The organism is Terriglobus sp. 2YAB30_2 (genome assembly GCF_052114765.1).
In the GTDB taxonomy this organism is placed as follows: domain Bacteria; phylum Acidobacteriota; class Terriglobia; order Terriglobales; family Acidobacteriaceae; genus Terriglobus.
The window spans coordinates 20,391-36,955 of the sequence record NZ_JBFRFJ010000012.1 but is presented as its reverse complement, the minus strand read 5'-3'; the positions used below and the strand labels follow the sequence as shown (position 1 = coordinate 36,955).

The following is a 16,565-nucleotide window of genomic DNA, read 5'->3' as shown; positions in this document are numbered from 1 at the left end:
TCATCGAACTATTCAGATCGATTACGATTTCGGCAAGTAACCGGGGAACCGGCATCTCGGATAACTGTGGGTTTCCTATGAAGACCAAGGAAGTAATCGAATCGTCCCGCAAATTAGCAAAACGCTTTCGAGTCATGAACGGCAAGAATTTCAAACTCAGCAAGTACGACCCTGGCGAAACTCTGGGCTTCGGCTCCGAAGACAAGCCGCTTGCCAAGGAGGCCCTGGAGAACGGAATTCAGGCCTTAGCGGAGTTGCAGGACATGCTCTATGCCCAGGACAAATGGGCCGTCCTGCTCATCTTCCAAGCCATGGATGCAGCCGGCAAGGACGGCGCCATCAAACACGTGATGTCCGGCGTGAATCCCCAGGGGTGCCAGGTATTTTCGTTCAAGGCTCCCTCCGCCGAGGACCTTGACCACGACTACCTGTGGCGCTGCATGAAGTGCCTGCCCAATCGTGGACACATCGGTATTTTCAACCGCAGTTACTATGAGGAAACCCTGGTTGTCCGGGTGCATCCCGAATTGCTTGATAAAGCAAAGATCCCCCCTTCTCTGGTTACAAAGAGGATCTGGGATGAACGATTCGAGGATATTCGTTGTTTCGAGCGTTATCTGTCGCGCAACGGTATTGTCGTCGTGAAGTTCTTTCTTAACCTTTCCAAAAACGAGCAAAAACGGCGATTTCTCGAGCGCGCGGACGTGCCCGACAAGAATTGGAAATTCTCCGCCTCAGACATGGCAGAACGTTCCTTCTGGAACCAGTATCAGAAAGCCTACGAAGACATGATTCGCAACACCGCGACCAAAGAGAGCCCCTGGTACGTTGTGCCCGCCGATAACAAGTGGTTCAGCCGGGGGGTTGTAGCGGCTGCGGTGATTGACGCCATGGCCAATCTCGATCTCGCTTATCCGCGTGTTGACAAGGCCAAGCTGGCCGAGATCGCCACGGCCAGGAAAGCTCTCTTAAGTTCGCAGTAAATTCGCCAGTGCCGTCGGGCATCTCCGCCCCTTCCGGCAAGATCGTGAGCCATCTCTCGGCCCACCCCTACAAGATCTCCCTGATCTCCCGCACACGGGCGAGAGCTGCCTGGACACTGGCTTTACCTACTTCTTCAGTCCATCGCGATAGGCCATCGCTTCGAGTTCCACACGAATCGCGTCGGCCACGGGAACAACGGGACGAGCCTCAAATGTAAAAGCAGGGAGCATCGAACAGAACTTATGCACTTCGAGCGGGTCATCGCATTCCATCAACATATACCCGCCCCAGTCCCCCACGCGGATGACGAACGAATGGATCTTGAAATTGGCTGGCGCCTTCCATGGGCTGAAGACTTCCAGGATTCGCTTCTGTGTATTCTCGTACTCGATGGGCGAGCCCTGCGAGCGTTCATTCCAGGTGATCATATATTGCATGCAATCAACCTCTCTTTCACCGGGGTCCAAGGTGCGGGCCTCTTGGTGGGCAAGGGTACGCTTGGGATATACGCGTGTCGAGTGACATTACGGAGAATTCAAGGGATCGTCTCGGTATACCTGCTTTTGCCGGATGGCGTCCTTATCCGTAAGTGTTTCCCTAAAGATTAGTGAGCGCGAAAGCTGGCCTATCCGTTGGTTCTCGACTCAGCGAGCATCGCCTTCCGGCCGTAATAGCTGATGAAGTACAAAGAAACACCAAGCGATATGACATCCTTAAACAGAAAGAGCCCAAGATTGTTCATGTATCGCAAGCCATTCCACTCGATGGTCGCGCCCGGTGTCGATAGGAGCATGGTGCTGGTGATAAAGAACATCAACGTCGTGATGAGCGCTCCCACGAGACCTGCTTTTGGGCGTACATAGCCGATGATGAACAGCACGGCGGCGGTGACTTCGGTCGCACCGATCATGTCTGACCCGATGTAAGGCCCGAACAACTTAAAGTGCCACCAGATCAGGGGACTGTTGGACACCAAGGGGATAATCCCTTCGGCTCCAGGCTTTGTCATCTTGAATGCCCCGGCCCAAAGAAGCATCACAATCATGCCGATACTGGAGACCAGGAACGGAAGATTCCGGTCCGTGACCCAGACTGATATACGAGTTAAGGGTCCGTCGGCCGTCGGCCCACTTTCTATCACCCGCCGTGAAGACTTCAAGTCCATGTTTACCCTCCTTGCGTACCTCGATTACTGACGGCAAGCGAACGAATAGTTGATCTTCGGCAGTCGCACTTTTCGTTGTGCAACCAACAAGGCACAGCACTCTATTTCGCCGAACGCTGGGATCGACGCAATTCGATTGCCAATGCCGGTCTGGTCATCTTCATGCTCGGACGCTACTTAGTCGCCTTGTCTCGCAGATGACTGTATGCAGCTGGAACGTTGACGGTTTTGTGCGCCCATTCGAAGAGGCTGTAGTCGCCGTAATGAGCCATCACGACTACATCGGGAGCTTCTTCTGCGGATCGCCCCTCATCGAGGGCCTTGCGCACCGAGCCATCGAGCTCGCGAAGATACTTCAGTGGGAAATCGATGTCTGCAGGACGCATCGGACGACCGTGGCCGGGGATAATAGTCGCGTCCTCAGGAAGAAAGGCCTGTACTCGGCTCAGGGTTTCGATCGTATCGTGATGTCGGCCTTCCAAAAGCCACGGAAGTGCGGGGGAGGGCGCCTGGATCATGTTGCCGACCCATAGGACCTTGGCCTCAGGCACCCATACAACGAGATCCCCGGGAGTCTGCGCAAACCCGAGGTGACGGATTTCTACTGTTCTCCCACCTAAGTCGACGCTGATCATATCGGGGACTACAACATCGGCGCTTCTGGACTGTACGCGTTCAATGCCCTTACCTTTGCCCATCAGGCCGATCATGAAACGGCGATCATCTTCAAAGTGCTCGTCCATGTAACGCTTGGTCGCGGGATGCTGGATGATGACAGTACTTTCAGGGAATACATAATTCCCGTAAGCATGGTCTCCGTGGTAGCTCGTGTTGACAAGAAAGTGAATCGGCTTGGTCGTCTGCTGTCGCACGAGACCAATGAGTTGCGACGCGAGATCTCCATTCACCATGGACTCGATCACAAGAACTGCCCGGTCGCCGATCACAAAGCCGGCAGTTGTCGCGACATGGTCCTTATCAAAGACATCATCTGGCAGGACCGCGAACACGCCGGGCGCAAGTTCCCTGGAAGTAAGGTTTACCAGAGAGGCGTCCCACGGAGGTGTGGCTGCTTGATCATTATCGTTGCTCATGGATTTATCTCCTGTTGAGTTTGCTGCTAGAGCATTTTCCTGCGTTTTCCTCAATGAAAACGCCGCTGCACGCTCCTCCCGGGATGCCCAGCGACAGGAAAAATGCTCTAGTCGAAGCCGTTAAGTTCTGTCGCAGAGCAGGCTTTCGATAGAAGTGCCCTTGGTATGATGCCGTCTTGCATGCTGAGTGCAGTTCCTTTCGATTCGCTTGCGGATTAGGCACCGCGTGATCGTGCCTGAGCGCTCGTCGAGCACATACGGGAGTGAAAGGCTCTGGCGCATTCAGCACTCATGGCAATTTCTGAGCAAATGAATGGCCGACCACGGCAATGGACCCGCAAGGCCGGCTGGAGGAGCTCAACGCACCTCTAATCAATGTTTTGCCAGAGTGGCCCAGAAGGTAGCGGGCTTGTCGCGCCGACGGAACCGTGACAGATGTTCGCCACTGACGGCGTCCCGTCGCGGATTACCATTCAGAGCCAGAAGCCTCGAATTCAAGCTAGGCGTTCATACTCTCGTTGGCGCGATTTGCAGAAAACCCGGGTCTTCTTATGCCCAGTTTCTGCATTCTGTATACGAGCGAGGTACGCTTCATACCGAGACGCACAGCAGCGCCGCTTCTCCCGCCGATGACCCAATTGCTTGCGTCGAGAGCTCTCAATATATGATCTCTTTCGAGTTCATTGAGCCCAGACAACGGAATATTGCAGCCCCTGTTTGCGTTGATCTGCTCTAGTTCAGAGATAGGTGCACGCAAGACCCGATGTGGCGACAGGATCACTGCTCGTTCGATGAAGTTCTGAAGCTCTCGCACATTACCAGGCCAGCGGTACCGCAGCAAAGCATCGATCGTCTCCAAGGGAATTTCATCTATCTGTTTGTTCATCCGCTTGGCGTGAAGGTTTAGGAAATGGCCGACAAGCTTTGGAATGTCTTCCGTGCGCTGACGTAGCGGAGGAATGTGGATCGGAAATACCCGCAGCCGATAGTAGAGATCATCACGGAAAGTGGACTGCCTCACCATGGCCGCCAGATCTCGATGTGTTGCCGCGACCAACCGAACATCCACCTTGTGAGTGCGGTTGCTACCGAGCCGTTCAAATTCCTGCTCTTGAAGCACGCGCAAGAGCTTCGCCTGGAGTTCCAGGGGAATATCTCCTACTTCGTCAAGAAAAAGTGTGCCTCTATGAGCTAGCTCGAAACGACCGACCTTTTGAGAGACTGCCCCGGTAAAAGCTCCCCGCTCGTGACCAAACAACTCACTTTCCAAGAGCCCCAAGGGAATAGCCGCGCAATTCAGTTTTATGAAAGGTTGCCCCTTACGCGCGCTCAGATCATGGATAGCCCTGGCAATCAGCTCCTTGCCTGTACCCGTTTCGCCCAAGATCAACGTGCTCGAATCAGTTGGCGCAACGATAGACACCAGGTCGAGGGCGGCCTTCAACGCAGGACTGTCTCCGACAATGTCGCCAAACTCCGCGCGGACCTCCTCTTCGAGATACTGCTTTTGCGTCGCTTCTTTGTCCCGCTCCTTCAGCGCTCTTTCGTAATCAAGCGCATTCTCGACGGCAAGAGCCACCTGGCGAACTGCCTGTTCAAGAAAATCCGTTTCATCCTTCTCATAGCTCCGCTCCGAGCGATTCAAGGCGACGAGTGTACCGATCGGGCCGTTTCTTCCTAAGAGCGGTAGATAGAAACCCGACTCAAAACTTTCACGCTTGAGGCATTCGTAGTTCATCCGAATCGCCTTGTCGCTCGATGCTGCAACTTCCTTCTCAAGGTCCAGGAAGTTTTCAAGATACTCGGCTTTTCCGGTACGGAAGGGTCTACCACATATCGAACCGGAGTTTGGGATCATCATGCCGTCGCAGAGAATGCCTCGGCGTTCCGGGTTATATAAGGTTGTCAGTCGAAAGGCGGTTCGATCCGGGTTGGGCAGAAGCAGTGCGCAGAAATCGCAGCGCATCACCCTGAGAAGATCCGTGGACAAGGTCTCGACCAACTGGCGCAAATCCAGCTTCGAAGCCATGCTGTTAGTGATTTCAAGCAGAAGGCGTAATCGATCACGCTCGACACGTAACTTCATATCGCTCAGGTGATGTTCCACGGCTATGCAAGCTATGCTGCTGAGGTTCTCGATGATCTCCAAGTCGGAGGGCTCTGGACTGCGTTGTTCGCGATGATGTATCGCGATGACTCCACGGCATTGACCGCCTTGGGCAAAAAATGGCAGTGCCCACAGTGCACGGGCCTCAAGAGGCGCCATTGAGTCCAGATGTTGTTGCCATTGCGGCACACTGCGGCTGTCGGTCACGTAGATTGGCTTCTGCTGTTCAACCGCTGCACCCAGAGGGCCGCCTGCCTGGCCGGCACTGAACCGCTTCAGATACTCCGTAAAACCGGAGCAGCTTGGAGCTGCAGCGCAATAGAGATGCCTTCCACCACTTTCCAAGAGCCAAATCGAGCACTGTGCGCCAACTCTGCTAGCCTCTGCCAATTGGGCTACTGCCGCGAGAACTTCGGGCAACGGCGTCCCGTCAAGAATGAGCCTCGACACATGAGGCATCGCTGCGTAGGAAGATGAAAGCGACCCTACCGTTCTCTCCGTTGCGTCTAGCGTCGGACTGGTGGATTGCATCGTTGATTCCATTGGCCCTCCTCGCTGGATTCATCACCAAGGACAGGAAAGCCCTCCCAGTTTTGTGAGAATCGAAGCTTTGAGGATAGTGTCAAACCGCATCATGGCGGTCGTCAATATCGGCTCCTGACCGTTATGGGGACGCACCTCACCTCGATCCGAGATCCGGATTGATCTCAAATGACTGAAGTTCGCCAGTGACGAATTTTCGGCTCAAGTTCCGTCACTGTCGATTGGGTTCCGCGGTCTGCTCTGCCGTCAAGCTTGCTGGATTTCGTACGTCTCATCCGTCTCCTTCAGTGGATCTCCTGCGCATTCTCTGTACTAAACATGACCTGGTTATCGCCCGCGGCAAGGTTCGCGGCGATGTCCCACACAAGCGAACCACCCGAGTTGGGGACGATTGCGAAGAAGAAGTAAGTGCCCGCCTCAGTGTGTGCGGAGAGTGTGGCCCTGCCTGACGCATCCAGTTTTGTGGCAGTAACGTAGTAGCGGCTCATGCCCTGAACGGCCGAAGTGCATCCTTGCGGCGAATGGCACAACGTTTGAAGTGACTTCATAGCCTCGCCGGGACCGGCATTGGCGGGCACTGAAACTCCGAGCTCGCGGAGTACGCTGCCGATAGGCTTGCGCATCACGAATACTGTTTGGCCTGCAAGCGGGTTGGTTCCTGAAAAGGAGGACCCGAGCAGGACACGAAACGCAACGCGCTGGTCTGTAACCCGATCGGCGGCTCGGTCGGCGGCGGCCACGGAGGCCGCGCCTGAGGCGGGGTGTGCTACTGGCGTTACTGCAGAGGCAGCCATCGACGAATTGTCCGGCGGCGCGGCCGGAATCGGACCGCTTGAGGCGGGCATCGTGTTCCGTTTGCTTCGGGCAGAGAATGTGTCGACATTGCAGTTCTCAGAGTGCGGGGTGAAGTTGACGATGTCGCCGCGGATGGAAGCGACGAGTTTGCCATTCACGCTCGTTGCTCCGGAACCGCGGAGCGTGTTGTCAGGCGCAACGCTAAGAGGGAAAGCTCCGCCACCGTTCTGCACACGGACAACAAAGCCGGCCGGCTCATTCTCTACGACGTAGGGCGATTTTGCATGAGCTTTGCCGCAGTCGAGGATGACGGCATCGTTCTCGAACTCGAGCGTCAATCCGGAATTGTCGAGGTAACGACCCACCATCCGGAAGCCGGTCACAGCCGGCGTACTCGTGGTCATTGCGTCGACAAAGCCGATGCCTGTCTTTGGCACGGCGACCGGCTTCGTCGCCGTAAAGGCCATGGAGCCGAGAGTGCACCGTTCAATCTTCGGAGCGTAATTTGGAACGGAAGAGCTGGTGCTGCATGGACCGTTACAGTAATATCCCTGCGGACCGGCCGGTGCGCCATCCACCACTACCGTTTTCGTGATCTTAGTGTAGCCGGTGATGATGCGCCCTTTGACAAGCACAGATCCGGGACCGGAGATGGAGCCGTCGGGCTGCAGAGTGATAACGATGGGATTGGGTTCGTTGGCGAGTACAAGTTGCACCATGCCACCCGACCTGCGAAGAGTGTAGTCATGTCCGTCCAATGTCGTGGCAACCAGCGAGCCGCAATCTCGTATGATCGCAACCGGAGCGCCACTCAAGTCTGTGCCGAAGTTGATGCTGGCAAGCCCTGCTCTGCCCTGATAGGCGCCGACGAAGACGACTCCGGCGACCGGTGGAGGCTCATTCGGATTGGGCTTCTCTGCGAACGGAACCAGAATGCTTGCCATGCCCTGAATTGCGCCGACACCCTCGCACGCATCCAGGCTGCTGCCAAGTTCCAGACAGCGCCGCAGTTCCGGATCGTTTACTCTGTTCGCCTCAGCTCGTGCAAATATTCCCATAGGGTCCAATACGGGATCACCGGCAATGGATGAGCGGCCACCGCCCTGGTCCTGTTTCATCTGCTGCTGGAGACGTTCCTCATGCTGCTGGTAGCTCTGCGCCAGAGAGACCTCAGCTCCTTTATAGGTGTCAGCGGCCTGCTGACCTTGAAGCTGCTTGATCCAGTCCAACGCGTTCATCACTTCGTATTTACCTTCCAGCTGCTGGAAGGTCTTAACCTCGGCAGGTGTATGGCTCTTGGTGAAATCCTGCGAGAGCTGATAGGCGGCCTGGGCATAGTCGCCCATGAGTTTCTGCTCACCGGCGGTGAAAGGGCCGCCGTAGTGTCGTGCGTATACGATGCGCGTGATATAGGTCTGCAGGTAGGTGAAGACGGCGACCTGGCGCGCAACGGTATCGGTGGGATCCGCCACTCTGAGTTGTGTTTTGACCTTCTCGACAGAAGGCAACGCGGCAGTGTAGTCGCCGGACGTTTGTGTAGCCTGGGCAAACGCTGGTGTCCGCGAAATGGCAAACACCTCGGCGATGCAAAACAGAAGAGATGCAGCGATCCGTATCGTTCTCATGTTTCTGCTCCGGAAATCTCGGATCCATCAGCAGCGATGGAATCCATCCTCGTACAGAACCGTTCCCGCCCAGCATCGCCGGTGCACGCGTGCAGCCATTCACCGAGAACTTACTTCTGCTTTCGCAATAGAGCATTTTTTCTGTAGGTGTGGCGGAGGGATTCCGCATCTATGGGCATCAGTGGCCTGGCGTTTTACAAAGGACCGAAAAACATGTTGACCAAGGCATAGGAAAGTGCGCAAACAATTGCACATTTTTGGGCAGGGGTGGAGGAGAACAGACCCCACGCATCACAGCAGCAGAAGAACCACGACGGGCGTAGACTGAATTCGCGTTCTCGGATTCTTTTCGAGGCTGCGAGGTTGAAATGGGACTTGCGCGCGCGTTTAGAAAAGTGCGTTCACTGCCACGCAGCTTTCGTTACGCACGCATGGTGGCGCGCGCACTCAAGTCACGCCGTCATCCCATCCTCGCCCATATCATCCCAATCCGACGTTGCAATCTCGCCTGCGCCTATTGCAACGAATATGACAAAGTCTCCAGCCCGGTGCCCACAAGCGAGATGGTACGCCGCATCGATCTTCTCGACGCCCTGGGAACGGAGATCATTACATTCAGCGGCGGAGAGCCGCTCTTACACCCCGATCTCGACGACTTGATCCGGCGTATTCGCAGCCATGGCCGTATCGCTACTCTTATTACCAATGGATATCTGCTTACTCCAGACCGCATCCGACGGTTAAACCGCGCCGGCCTGGAGCACTTGCAGATCAGCATCGACAACGTGAGGCCCGATGACGTTTCCAAAAAGAGTCTGAAGGTTCTGAATAAGAAGCTGGAATGGCTTGAAGAGTTTGCCCAGTTCGCCATCAGCATAAATTCCGTTGTGGGGGCCGGAGTCAAGGATTCCCGAGATGCGCTCATCATTACACGACGTGCTCTGGAACTGGGCTTCGATACAACCGTTGGAGTGATCCACGATCATGGCGGTCAAGTGCTGCCATTACCAGAAGCGGATCGGGCCGTTTACGAGCAGATACAAAAAGAGCGAAAACCATCATTCTGGGCATTCTCGTATGACAACTTATTCCAAAAGAATCTAATAGCCGGAAAGCCGAACGACTGGCAATGCCGCGCGGGTAGCCGATACCTCTATATCTGTGAAGATGGACTTGTCCATTACTGTTCGCAACGGCGAGGTTACCCGGCAATTCCACTGGAGAAGTACACTCTCGAAGACCTGGAACGCGAGTACTGGACGAAGAAACCGTGCGCTCCTTATTGCACTGTTTCCTGTGTGCACCGGGTAGAAATGATCGACATGGTTCGGGTGGATCCTCGTACGGCTCTGAAGAAGTTCTTTCCGCCGGCGGCACAGGGCGAAGCCCCCAACCTCCCAGTGGGCATAAAAATCCTCTCCTCTCTGTTTCTCCCGCCGGAGACTGACAGACCTCAGAGTGGAGTAACGAAAGCCGTGGCCGGCGCGGTGATGAGAGTGCTTGGAATCAAATGAGCAAGCCATGCCAGATACATCGCCAGCGTCAAAACCGCTCCCAGCACAACATCCATAGCGTAGTGATACCTTTCCACGACGGCGGCTACGGCAATCCAGAAGGAGATGACCAGGAAAAAGACCCCTGCGGCTGGGACTTCATGCAATAGGAAGAGGGATATTGCTAAGGAGGTGGCGACGTGCGCACTGGGGAAGGAAATCGCATGGATGCTTCCATGCTTCTGGATCCATAGATTGAAGACCCTGCTTTTCGTTGCCTGAGATTCCCTATGTTCTGATTCGAGAAAGCGAGGCGGCATCGCGGGCACAAAAGGTGTGATGGCATAGCAGAGGTACGTCGGCACGAGAACAAAAGCCCAAAAAGAGTCTGCCTCGCGGCTTAGTCCAGCCGCGTAGAGTGTCGCCAATCCCAGGAGCGGTAGCGGATAGCACAACATGTAAGCCCACTCCATGGAGAGGTGCGCAAACCGGCCGAGCCTCCAGCCGGTATGCGATGCGAGGTTCCATAGCCTGCGATCCGATTGCATGAGCCAGGCCTGAATCTTCTCGTTCGGTCCGAGGAAGAATTGGCCAGTCTGCCAATAAGGGATGAGCATCAAGACCGCAGGCAGCCAATCACGGAGAATTGAAACCTGAACCGGCGCGAGGATGTACACGGACAATCGCCCCAGGGCAATGACGAAGATTGCGCCTGCGGCAAGTGACGTTATGATCAATCGTCGGCGGGCAGCAAGCGGGTAAACCCATGCTGCCACAGCGAATATGCTGGCGAAGCCTGCCTGGATCCACTCGGAAATTCGCATCGATCTCCCAAGATCTTGCTGCGGCCGATCTTCCCACTTTCCAACGGCGCCGCTACGGCTATCTATAAGAATCTATTTGTAGTGTCTGTTGCACTTGGAGTTTGATTCCAACCAGGTCCTTCACTAATCACCCTAGCGAACAAGTTGGCTGGGGGCCCGAACGTTCGGGATGACAACATTTATGACAAGAACTTCTGACTCAGGACACTAGTCGTCATTGTCGTGATACTTTTTCGCGGCCTTGACGAAGGGTCCGGGCATCAGCACCTTGTCTTCGCCTGGATAAGGGCGATCCCATCCTGTTGTCGCATACCAGGTCACGTGATTGAGGAAGTTCGGATCGACTGAATCCGCTTTGTCGTACTTGTTCTTCATCACCTCCGCGGTGGCCTTCAACCAGGCCTTCTGTATCGGAGTCTCCGAAGCATCCTTGCCGGCCTTCAAACCGGGTCCCTCGTCCAGAGCAATCACCGCAGGACAGACGTCGTAGGCCGTCAGGTCCGGGGTGTTCTGGAATGCGTCAAACATAGGCGATGCCACCAGGTCGAACTGCGTGAGAGGCTGCGTGCCGAGGATGTTCTCGATGGTGCGGTTGATATTCTCAGCGGTATAGGTCGTGTGAATCGTCTTGCCCTGCCCAGGCTCCTTCGGAGCCGCGGTGTACGGGCTGATGACATAGACCGGCTGACGGTGACCATCAACATGGTCGGCGCCACCTTGCGAATCGTCTTCCTCGACAAAAATGGCCGATTGAGCCCAGACCTTGCTATGACTGATGACTTCTACCATGCGGCCGAGAGCCAGATCGTTGTCTGCCTGGTAGTTGATGGGATAAGGATGGCCCTTCGAGGTGCCGGCGGTGTGATCGTCGGGAAGCCAAAGAATCGTCAGATTGGGAACCTGACCGGCTGCGTCCAGCTGCTGGAAATCCTTGATCCAGTAGTCGACGCGGTACTGGTCTGGAATGTCGAGATTGAACGGCGGATAGTGCGGGTCCATAATCTTCGCCGCCGAGGGGATCGAAGAAGTTACTTTGACGGCGTCATCCGGAACGATGCAGCTCTCAGCCGGCGCCTTACCTTCCTTGCACAGTGAGGTGTTATAGAAATCGAGCCAGGTGTAGGCCGAACCGTCCGCCTTACGGGCGATGGTAGTGTCGCTGCTCCACTCGCCATACAGCTTCGAGGTAAGTCCCTTCGCTTCCGCCGCTGTCCATAAGAAACCCTTCGGCGTGTAGGTGAGAGGGTCGTCGGCCCCACCACCTGGATAAGAACGAATCCAGTCCGGTGACAAGATGTCATTGGAGTAGAACGATCCTGACATCCCAATCCACGGATGGCCATCCGCGGACTGGCGGCTTGGCGCGTAGACGTTGTCGAGCAGCGGGAAGCGCTTCACGAAGGCATGCTGATTCGGCACTGCAGAGGCGAAAACCGCAAGCGCGGGGGCACCGTTGCCCCAGGCAACATCACCCAGTATCTGGTCGTAAGTGCGGTTTTCTTTAATGATAAGAAAGACATGCTTGATGAGTGACGGCTCGCCGATGTGTTTGGGAACCGCTACCGCCACAGCATGAGGATCGATGTACTCTTTTCCGACTTCGATGTTCGTGGTCAGGTTCCAATGATTGTTGTCAAAGACCTGCTTGCTGAGTTTCGCCAACTCGCCGGCATTCGGCTCGGGAATCAGGTTCACGACGCCCATGTCGGAATGGGTGTTGTAGTGAGGAACTCCGTCCTTGGTGCTCGAGATTTCCCGCGCTCCCAGCCCCTTGTCGTCAGCCACTACAAGTTGCTTCTGCGCTGTGTCGTAAGAGATGGAAGTTGGGAAATAGGCCGTCGGAATATAACCGATGACTGGGTGCGCATCACGGGTCAGGAGATTAATGACAGCCACTGCATTCGCCTGGCCCAGCGTCACATAGGCCTTCCCATTGCCGGTTACGGCAACTCCATTAGGCCCGGAGCCGAAGACGCCACCGGCAATCGGAACACTCAGATCAATGGTGCGGACGACCTTATCGGTCTTGAGATCAATCACCGACAAGCTGTCGCTATAGGCGTTGGCGACGTACAGATTGGAACCGAGGATCGTCATGCCGGCTGGATGCAGACCAACGGAGATCGTTTTCTCTTCCCTGCCCTGCGCGAGATTTACGACGGAGACTGTGCCGGTGAGAGTGAAGGCATCCTTACGGTCGACCACGATCGGCGTGCCGTCAGAGTAGTTCGTGAAGTCGGCGCTGGTTGCCGGCCGGCCACCCTCGTTGCTGACGTAGGCGTAGTTCCCCCTAACCACAACGCTGTTCGGAACATTGCCCACAGGGATCTGACTGATAAGCCTGGCAGGAGACGCCGTCAGGTCGATTACGCCGAGCGTGTTCGTGACATTCAACGCCACATAGGCGCGTTTATTGTCTTCAGAAAAGGCAATGCCGCCAGGATTGATGGACTTCGCATTGTGATAAGGACGTCCGTCGGCAGGCGGCGCAGGCAGACTGACCCTTTGAGCGTTGGTCAACAAGCCTGTCTGCCGGTTTACATTCGCGATGACGACGTAGTTGTTGTCCTGGCTGAAAAGTAGCTTCGTGCCGTCGGCGGAGTAGGTGACGCCTGTGAAAGAACCCGCAGTCAGTTCTTTTGGGGGAGCTGCTGCATCCGCTGGAATGAAGCGCTGCAGAACCTTCCCGGTTACGGTGTCGAACACGATGATCGGCTGCGGCGACCCCATCAGCAGCACGGCAGCGCTGTGAATTGCTCGATTTGGATTGAGCGCAATCGCCTTGGCGCGTACGGGCGAGCCGAGTTCAACAATCTTGCCGGCCGGGGTCAGCGTCTGGTTGTCCGATGCGACGATCGAACCATCCTGCTGCAGTCCCACGGTTCGGTTCGGACCGCCTGATTGGGATACTGCCCCATGCCCGGAAGCCGTAGCCTTTCCGGCCGCAACCGCCTCATCCTTCGGCGGCGCGGTGTTGAAATCGGAACTGCCTGCCTGCGCAGGGGCCGTTTGACCGAGGGAAAACGCCGAACCTAGGAGTAAAGAAACAGCCAGAACGCCAATTTGCCTAGACCTTGCGAATTCCATCGAGTCTCCTCTTCAACTGCTTGCATCCCGCAGAGAACGAGATATTTGTTTTTTGCCCTTGCCCCGAAGCGAAGCGGCAATCTCACGGTCGTTCCAGCGATCGGATTCGATCTACACAACTTAGGAGCTGTATTGCCGGCTCTGTTCCGTCCCGCACACGATTTCGGCGGAATACCGCTGTCCATCGCCTGAATCTCATGTCGAGCTCGGCAAAAATATATCACCACAACTTGATATGAATGATGAACTCCGGCGGTGGCACAACGATCCACGCATCGTGGGTTGGGTGCCGGCAAAACTGGCCCACCGTGTGCATCATCTGCAACTTGCACTACGAAATTCCGCTTGATGGAATTCTCTCTCTAACCCTCGGTCAACCGATTCAGGTATTCCGTCGGTGAAAGCACCATAACTCCGCGCCGGGCTGAAACTGGAAAATCTTTCAAGTTACCAGTAATAAGCCACGCACCTGCCATATGGGCAAGGGAAAGAAATGGAGCATCCTTTGGATCTGGCATTGGGAGAGGCCAAGCCGGCGGGTCGGACAGATGCAGGCTTTCAGCAATCAGGAACTCCAGCCAGAATGGGGGGAAACCATAACGACGAAACTTTTCCCGCTGGGCGACTTCTCGATATTCAGCTACGGTCCACGGACTAGTCACAGTCTGAACTAGCCCCTCCAGCACCCAATCCATCACAAGTGCAGGAGCTGCACCGGTGTTAATGCCAGCGGAGATTACAACATTCGTATCGAGAACGATCAGCCTCATTTGTTCTTTCGTTGAATACGGCGAGAACGAACAGTCTTGATCTCCTGCTTGATTTCCTCTTCGCTCAACTTCGAAGCTCCGGATTTATCTGCGAGTCTCCAACTCTTACGCAGGCTGGCCTTTGCCAGCGCCCTACGAAGCTCGCGGTCTTCCGCAATCACATCATCGAGCACCGGGACAAGGAAATAGACAGGACCATCCTGCCCAGCCAGCAGAACTGTCTCGCCCTGTGGTATCTCTTTCAGCGCCTTTGAGCCTCGCGTACGGAATTCCCGTAAAGACACCTGTCGCATAAAAATGCCTCCGAAACCTCAGTGTAGCCATTTTGGCTACACTGAGCAAATGCCCGAGGGAATGCGCTGCGCACCTACCTTTGGCGGCCCTCGCGCACCACGATATACCGATGCTCTCTGGGTTTAAACACCTGGTTGAGATAGGTTCCCTTCGATTCGGCTGCCATAAATTCGATGTATTCCTCGGGTAACACCCCGAAATACCGATACACCGATCCGCTCTGGCGGAACTCGATCTCTAGCTCGTTCCGGCTCGCGTTGTAGCCGATCGAGGCGATGCTCTCCGACTCCACCGCTCGCCGCCTCATCTTTCAGGAGTACCCCCACCATGGATGAGACAGGTTCCGGAAACGGATGTATGAACTAAGCTAACTGTTCGCTCGTCTCCGTGGACGAAGGATGCTCTTCTCCCGTGACGACCCGGTTCCGTCCGGCATTCTTCGCCATATAGAGCGCGGCATCGGCACGCTTCACCATCGTCGTCCAGCTTTCGGCAGCTCCGTTCCAGCTCGCCACCCCCAGGCTGGCGGTAACGCCGACCTTCTTGTTTTCTACCGGCACAACGATCTGCGAGATGCGCTTACGCAGGCGTTCGGCCAGGTGTAACGCGGTGGCGTGATCCGTATGCGGCAGCAGAATCAGAAACTCTTCACCACCTGAGCGGCATAGCAGGTCGGTCCCGCGAAGCGCCGATTGCAGGTCACGCACCACCAGGCACAGAGCGGCGTCACCGGCGTTGTGGCCGTGGGTATCGTTCAGCAGTTTGAAGTGATCCAGGTCCAAAACCACGACTGACAGCGGAAAGCCGTAGCGGCGGCAGCGGGCCATCTCGCGCGCGGCCTGGGATTCGAGAGCACGGCGGTTCAAGGCTCCGGTCAGGGCATCGGTGCTGGCAATCTCACGCAGGTCCAGCCCCATCTGGCTAACGAAGATCCCCACGAAGCAGAAGATCGTCGCTGCATTGAAGAGCATATTGACCGGCCACTGCGCGTGAGCAATGGATTCGCCGGAGACTCCCAGGACATTGGAGCGTATCTCAACTACCTGCCAGAACAGCCGGAAGAGGGCTACCAGGGAGATCACGATACTTGTAATGATGCGCAGCAGGCGGTTTTCTTCAATACCGAAGCGCAGCAGCACTTCGACACTCAGCGCGGTCTGAATCGCCAGAATCACTGAGAGTAGCTGAAAGCCGCGGAGCGGCTCATTCCTCAGCACGACAAACCTCATCAGAAAACCGGCATAAAGCGCGACCAGGACAGCATTCGTCCATAGATGACGGGTTTTGACATGCAGGAACTCGGCGAAGCCCGTATGGCGCAGCCACAGGCTCACCGGCAACAGCAGCATGCTGAGGCCGAGATGAAGATTCCTGGGAAAAAGGTTGTGTCCGGCAATCAGGGCGCTGGAGGCGCCGGCGGCAACACACGACACCATGAACCACCAGATGCCGCGCGCCCGCCGGTAGCTGATATGCAGCGAGYAGAGCCCCGCAGCATAAACCAGCATGGTAAGCGCATTGATCAGCAAGAGGTTGTACGTATTCATGGCAGGAGCGGCCACCCCCAGAGAAAACTGGCCTGATGGTGAGGCCGCAGGTCGCGGACAGCGAGATTGTAGCAATGCAAGGGGCCTTCACTCCAGTACCAGTTTGGTAATCCGCCCCTCGGAAGCCGATTTGGTTCCCAGGCTTCTCTCTGTTCCGAAATAACATATGATGAGAACCGCCCGCCCGATCGGATCTTTCCGGGAGGCAATCTATCTGGTAGGCAGTCGCCTTTCCGT

General features: G+C 55.8%; 13 protein-coding genes. 2 read left to right on the top strand and 11 right to left on the bottom strand.

Features of this window, described 5'->3' with window-relative positions:
* Positions 1-77: 77 nt before the first annotated feature.
* Complete coding sequence (locus AB4Y89_RS17360; protein ID WP_442302200.1) at positions 78-983, top strand: polyphosphate kinase 2 family protein; 906 nt, start codon at positions 78-80, stop codon at positions 981-983.
* Between the two features lie 126 nt (positions 984-1,109).
* Here the strand turns inward: AB4Y89_RS17360 and AB4Y89_RS17355 are convergent, their stop codons facing one another.
* The 5 genes from AB4Y89_RS17355 to AB4Y89_RS17335 form a co-directional block, all read right to left on the bottom strand.
* The gene (locus AB4Y89_RS17355; RefSeq protein WP_442302199.1) at positions 1,110-1,421 is read right to left on the bottom strand and encodes a DUF3303 domain-containing protein; all 312 of its coding nucleotides are present in this window, start codon (positions 1,419-1,421) and stop codon (positions 1,110-1,112) included.
* 188 nt (positions 1,422-1,609) lie between these two features.
* A complete protein-coding gene (locus tag AB4Y89_RS17350) occupies positions 1,610-2,149 on the bottom strand; it encodes a DUF417 family protein (RefSeq protein WP_442302198.1) in 540 nt (179 codons plus the stop codon).
* Positions 2,150-2,322: 173 nt separating this feature from the next.
* A complete protein-coding gene (locus tag AB4Y89_RS17345; RefSeq protein ID WP_442302197.1) occupies positions 2,323-3,243 on the bottom strand; it encodes an MBL fold metallo-hydrolase in 921 nt (306 codons plus the stop codon).
* 499 nt (positions 3,244-3,742) lie between these two features.
* Entirely contained in the window at positions 3,743-5,893 is a 2,151-nt protein-coding gene (locus AB4Y89_RS17340; protein WP_442302196.1) for a sigma 54-interacting transcriptional regulator, read from the bottom strand.
* Positions 5,894-6,177: 284 nt separating this feature from the next.
* The gene (locus AB4Y89_RS17335; RefSeq protein ID WP_442302195.1) at positions 6,178-8,313 is read right to left on the bottom strand and encodes a hypothetical protein; all 2,136 of its coding nucleotides are present in this window, start codon (positions 8,311-8,313) and stop codon (positions 6,178-6,180) included.
* 368 nt (positions 8,314-8,681) lie between these two features.
* Between AB4Y89_RS17335 and AB4Y89_RS17330 the strand changes: the two genes are divergently transcribed.
* A complete protein-coding gene (locus AB4Y89_RS17330; RefSeq protein WP_442302194.1) occupies positions 8,682-9,827 on the top strand; it encodes a radical SAM protein in 1,146 nt (381 codons plus the stop codon).
* Here AB4Y89_RS17330 and AB4Y89_RS17325 read toward each other — a convergent pair.
* The 6 genes from AB4Y89_RS17325 to AB4Y89_RS17300 form a co-directional block, all read right to left on the bottom strand.
* A complete protein-coding gene (locus AB4Y89_RS17325) occupies positions 9,767-10,630 on the bottom strand; it encodes a phosphatase PAP2 family protein (RefSeq protein WP_442302193.1) in 864 nt (287 codons plus the stop codon). The genes AB4Y89_RS17330 and AB4Y89_RS17325 overlap by 61 nt on opposite strands.
* A gap of 207 nt (positions 10,631-10,837) precedes the next feature.
* Positions 10,838-13,717 (bottom strand): bifunctional YncE family protein/alkaline phosphatase family protein, encoded by a 2,880-nt coding sequence (locus AB4Y89_RS17320; RefSeq protein WP_442302192.1) that lies wholly within the window; start codon positions 13,715-13,717, stop codon positions 10,838-10,840.
* A 362-nt stretch (positions 13,718-14,079) separates the two neighbouring features.
* Positions 14,080-14,487: a putative toxin-antitoxin system toxin component, PIN family gene (locus AB4Y89_RS17315; RefSeq protein WP_442302191.1), complete on the bottom strand. Its 408-nt coding sequence runs from the start codon at positions 14,485-14,487 to the stop codon at positions 14,080-14,082.
* Entirely contained in the window at positions 14,484-14,780 is a 297-nt protein-coding gene (locus AB4Y89_RS17310; RefSeq protein WP_442302190.1) for a prevent-host-death protein, read from the bottom strand. The genes AB4Y89_RS17315 and AB4Y89_RS17310 overlap by 4 nt, the downstream gene beginning before the upstream one ends.
* Before the next feature lie 74 nt (positions 14,781-14,854).
* Positions 14,855-15,088 carry a KTSC domain-containing protein gene (locus AB4Y89_RS17305; protein ID WP_442302189.1) on the bottom strand — a complete coding sequence of 78 codons (234 nt, stop codon included), beginning with the start codon at positions 15,086-15,088 and terminating at the stop codon, positions 14,855-14,857.
* Positions 15,089-15,143: 55 nt separating this feature from the next.
* Positions 15,144-16,328, bottom strand: a complete 1,185-nt coding sequence (locus AB4Y89_RS17300) for a diguanylate cyclase (protein ID WP_442302188.1) — start codon at positions 16,326-16,328, stop codon at positions 15,144-15,146.
* Positions 16,329-16,565: the final 237 nt, after the last annotated feature.

Excerpts from the sequence above, each read along its gene's own strand:
- AB4Y89_RS17360 (WP_442302200.1), top strand. The coding sequence starts at position 78 with ATGAAGACCAAGGAAGTAATCGAATCGTCCCGCAAATTAGCAAAACGC.
- AB4Y89_RS17355 (WP_442302199.1), bottom strand. The coding sequence starts at position 1,421 with ATGCAATATATGATCACCTGGAATGAACGCTCGCAGGGCTCGCCCATC.
- AB4Y89_RS17350 (WP_442302198.1), bottom strand. The coding sequence starts at position 2,149 with ATGGACTTGAAGTCTTCACGGCGGGTGATAGAAAGTGGGCCGACGGCC.
- AB4Y89_RS17345 (WP_442302197.1), bottom strand. The coding sequence starts at position 3,243 with ATGAGCAACGATAATGATCAAGCAGCCACACCTCCGTGGGACGCCTCT.
- AB4Y89_RS17340 (WP_442302196.1), bottom strand. The coding sequence starts at position 5,893 with ATGGAATCAACGATGCAATCCACCAGTCCGACGCTAGACGCAACGGAG.
- AB4Y89_RS17335 (WP_442302195.1), bottom strand. The coding sequence starts at position 8,313 with ATGAGAACGATACGGATCGCTGCATCTCTTCTGTTTTGCATCGCCGAG.
- AB4Y89_RS17330 (WP_442302194.1), top strand. The coding sequence starts at position 8,682 with ATGGGACTTGCGCGCGCGTTTAGAAAAGTGCGTTCACTGCCACGCAGC.
- AB4Y89_RS17325 (WP_442302193.1), bottom strand. The coding sequence starts at position 10,630 with ATGCGAATTTCCGAGTGGATCCAGGCAGGCTTCGCCAGCATATTCGCT.
- AB4Y89_RS17320 (WP_442302192.1), bottom strand. The coding sequence starts at position 13,717 with ATGGAATTCGCAAGGTCTAGGCAAATTGGCGTTCTGGCTGTTTCTTTA.
- AB4Y89_RS17315 (WP_442302191.1), bottom strand. The coding sequence starts at position 14,487 with ATGAGGCTGATCGTTCTCGATACGAATGTTGTAATCTCCGCTGGCATT.
- AB4Y89_RS17310 (WP_442302190.1), bottom strand. The coding sequence starts at position 14,780 with ATGCGACAGGTGTCTTTACGGGAATTCCGTACGCGAGGCTCAAAGGCG.
- AB4Y89_RS17305 (WP_442302189.1), bottom strand. The coding sequence starts at position 15,088 with ATGAGGCGGCGAGCGGTGGAGTCGGAGAGCATCGCCTCGATCGGCTAC.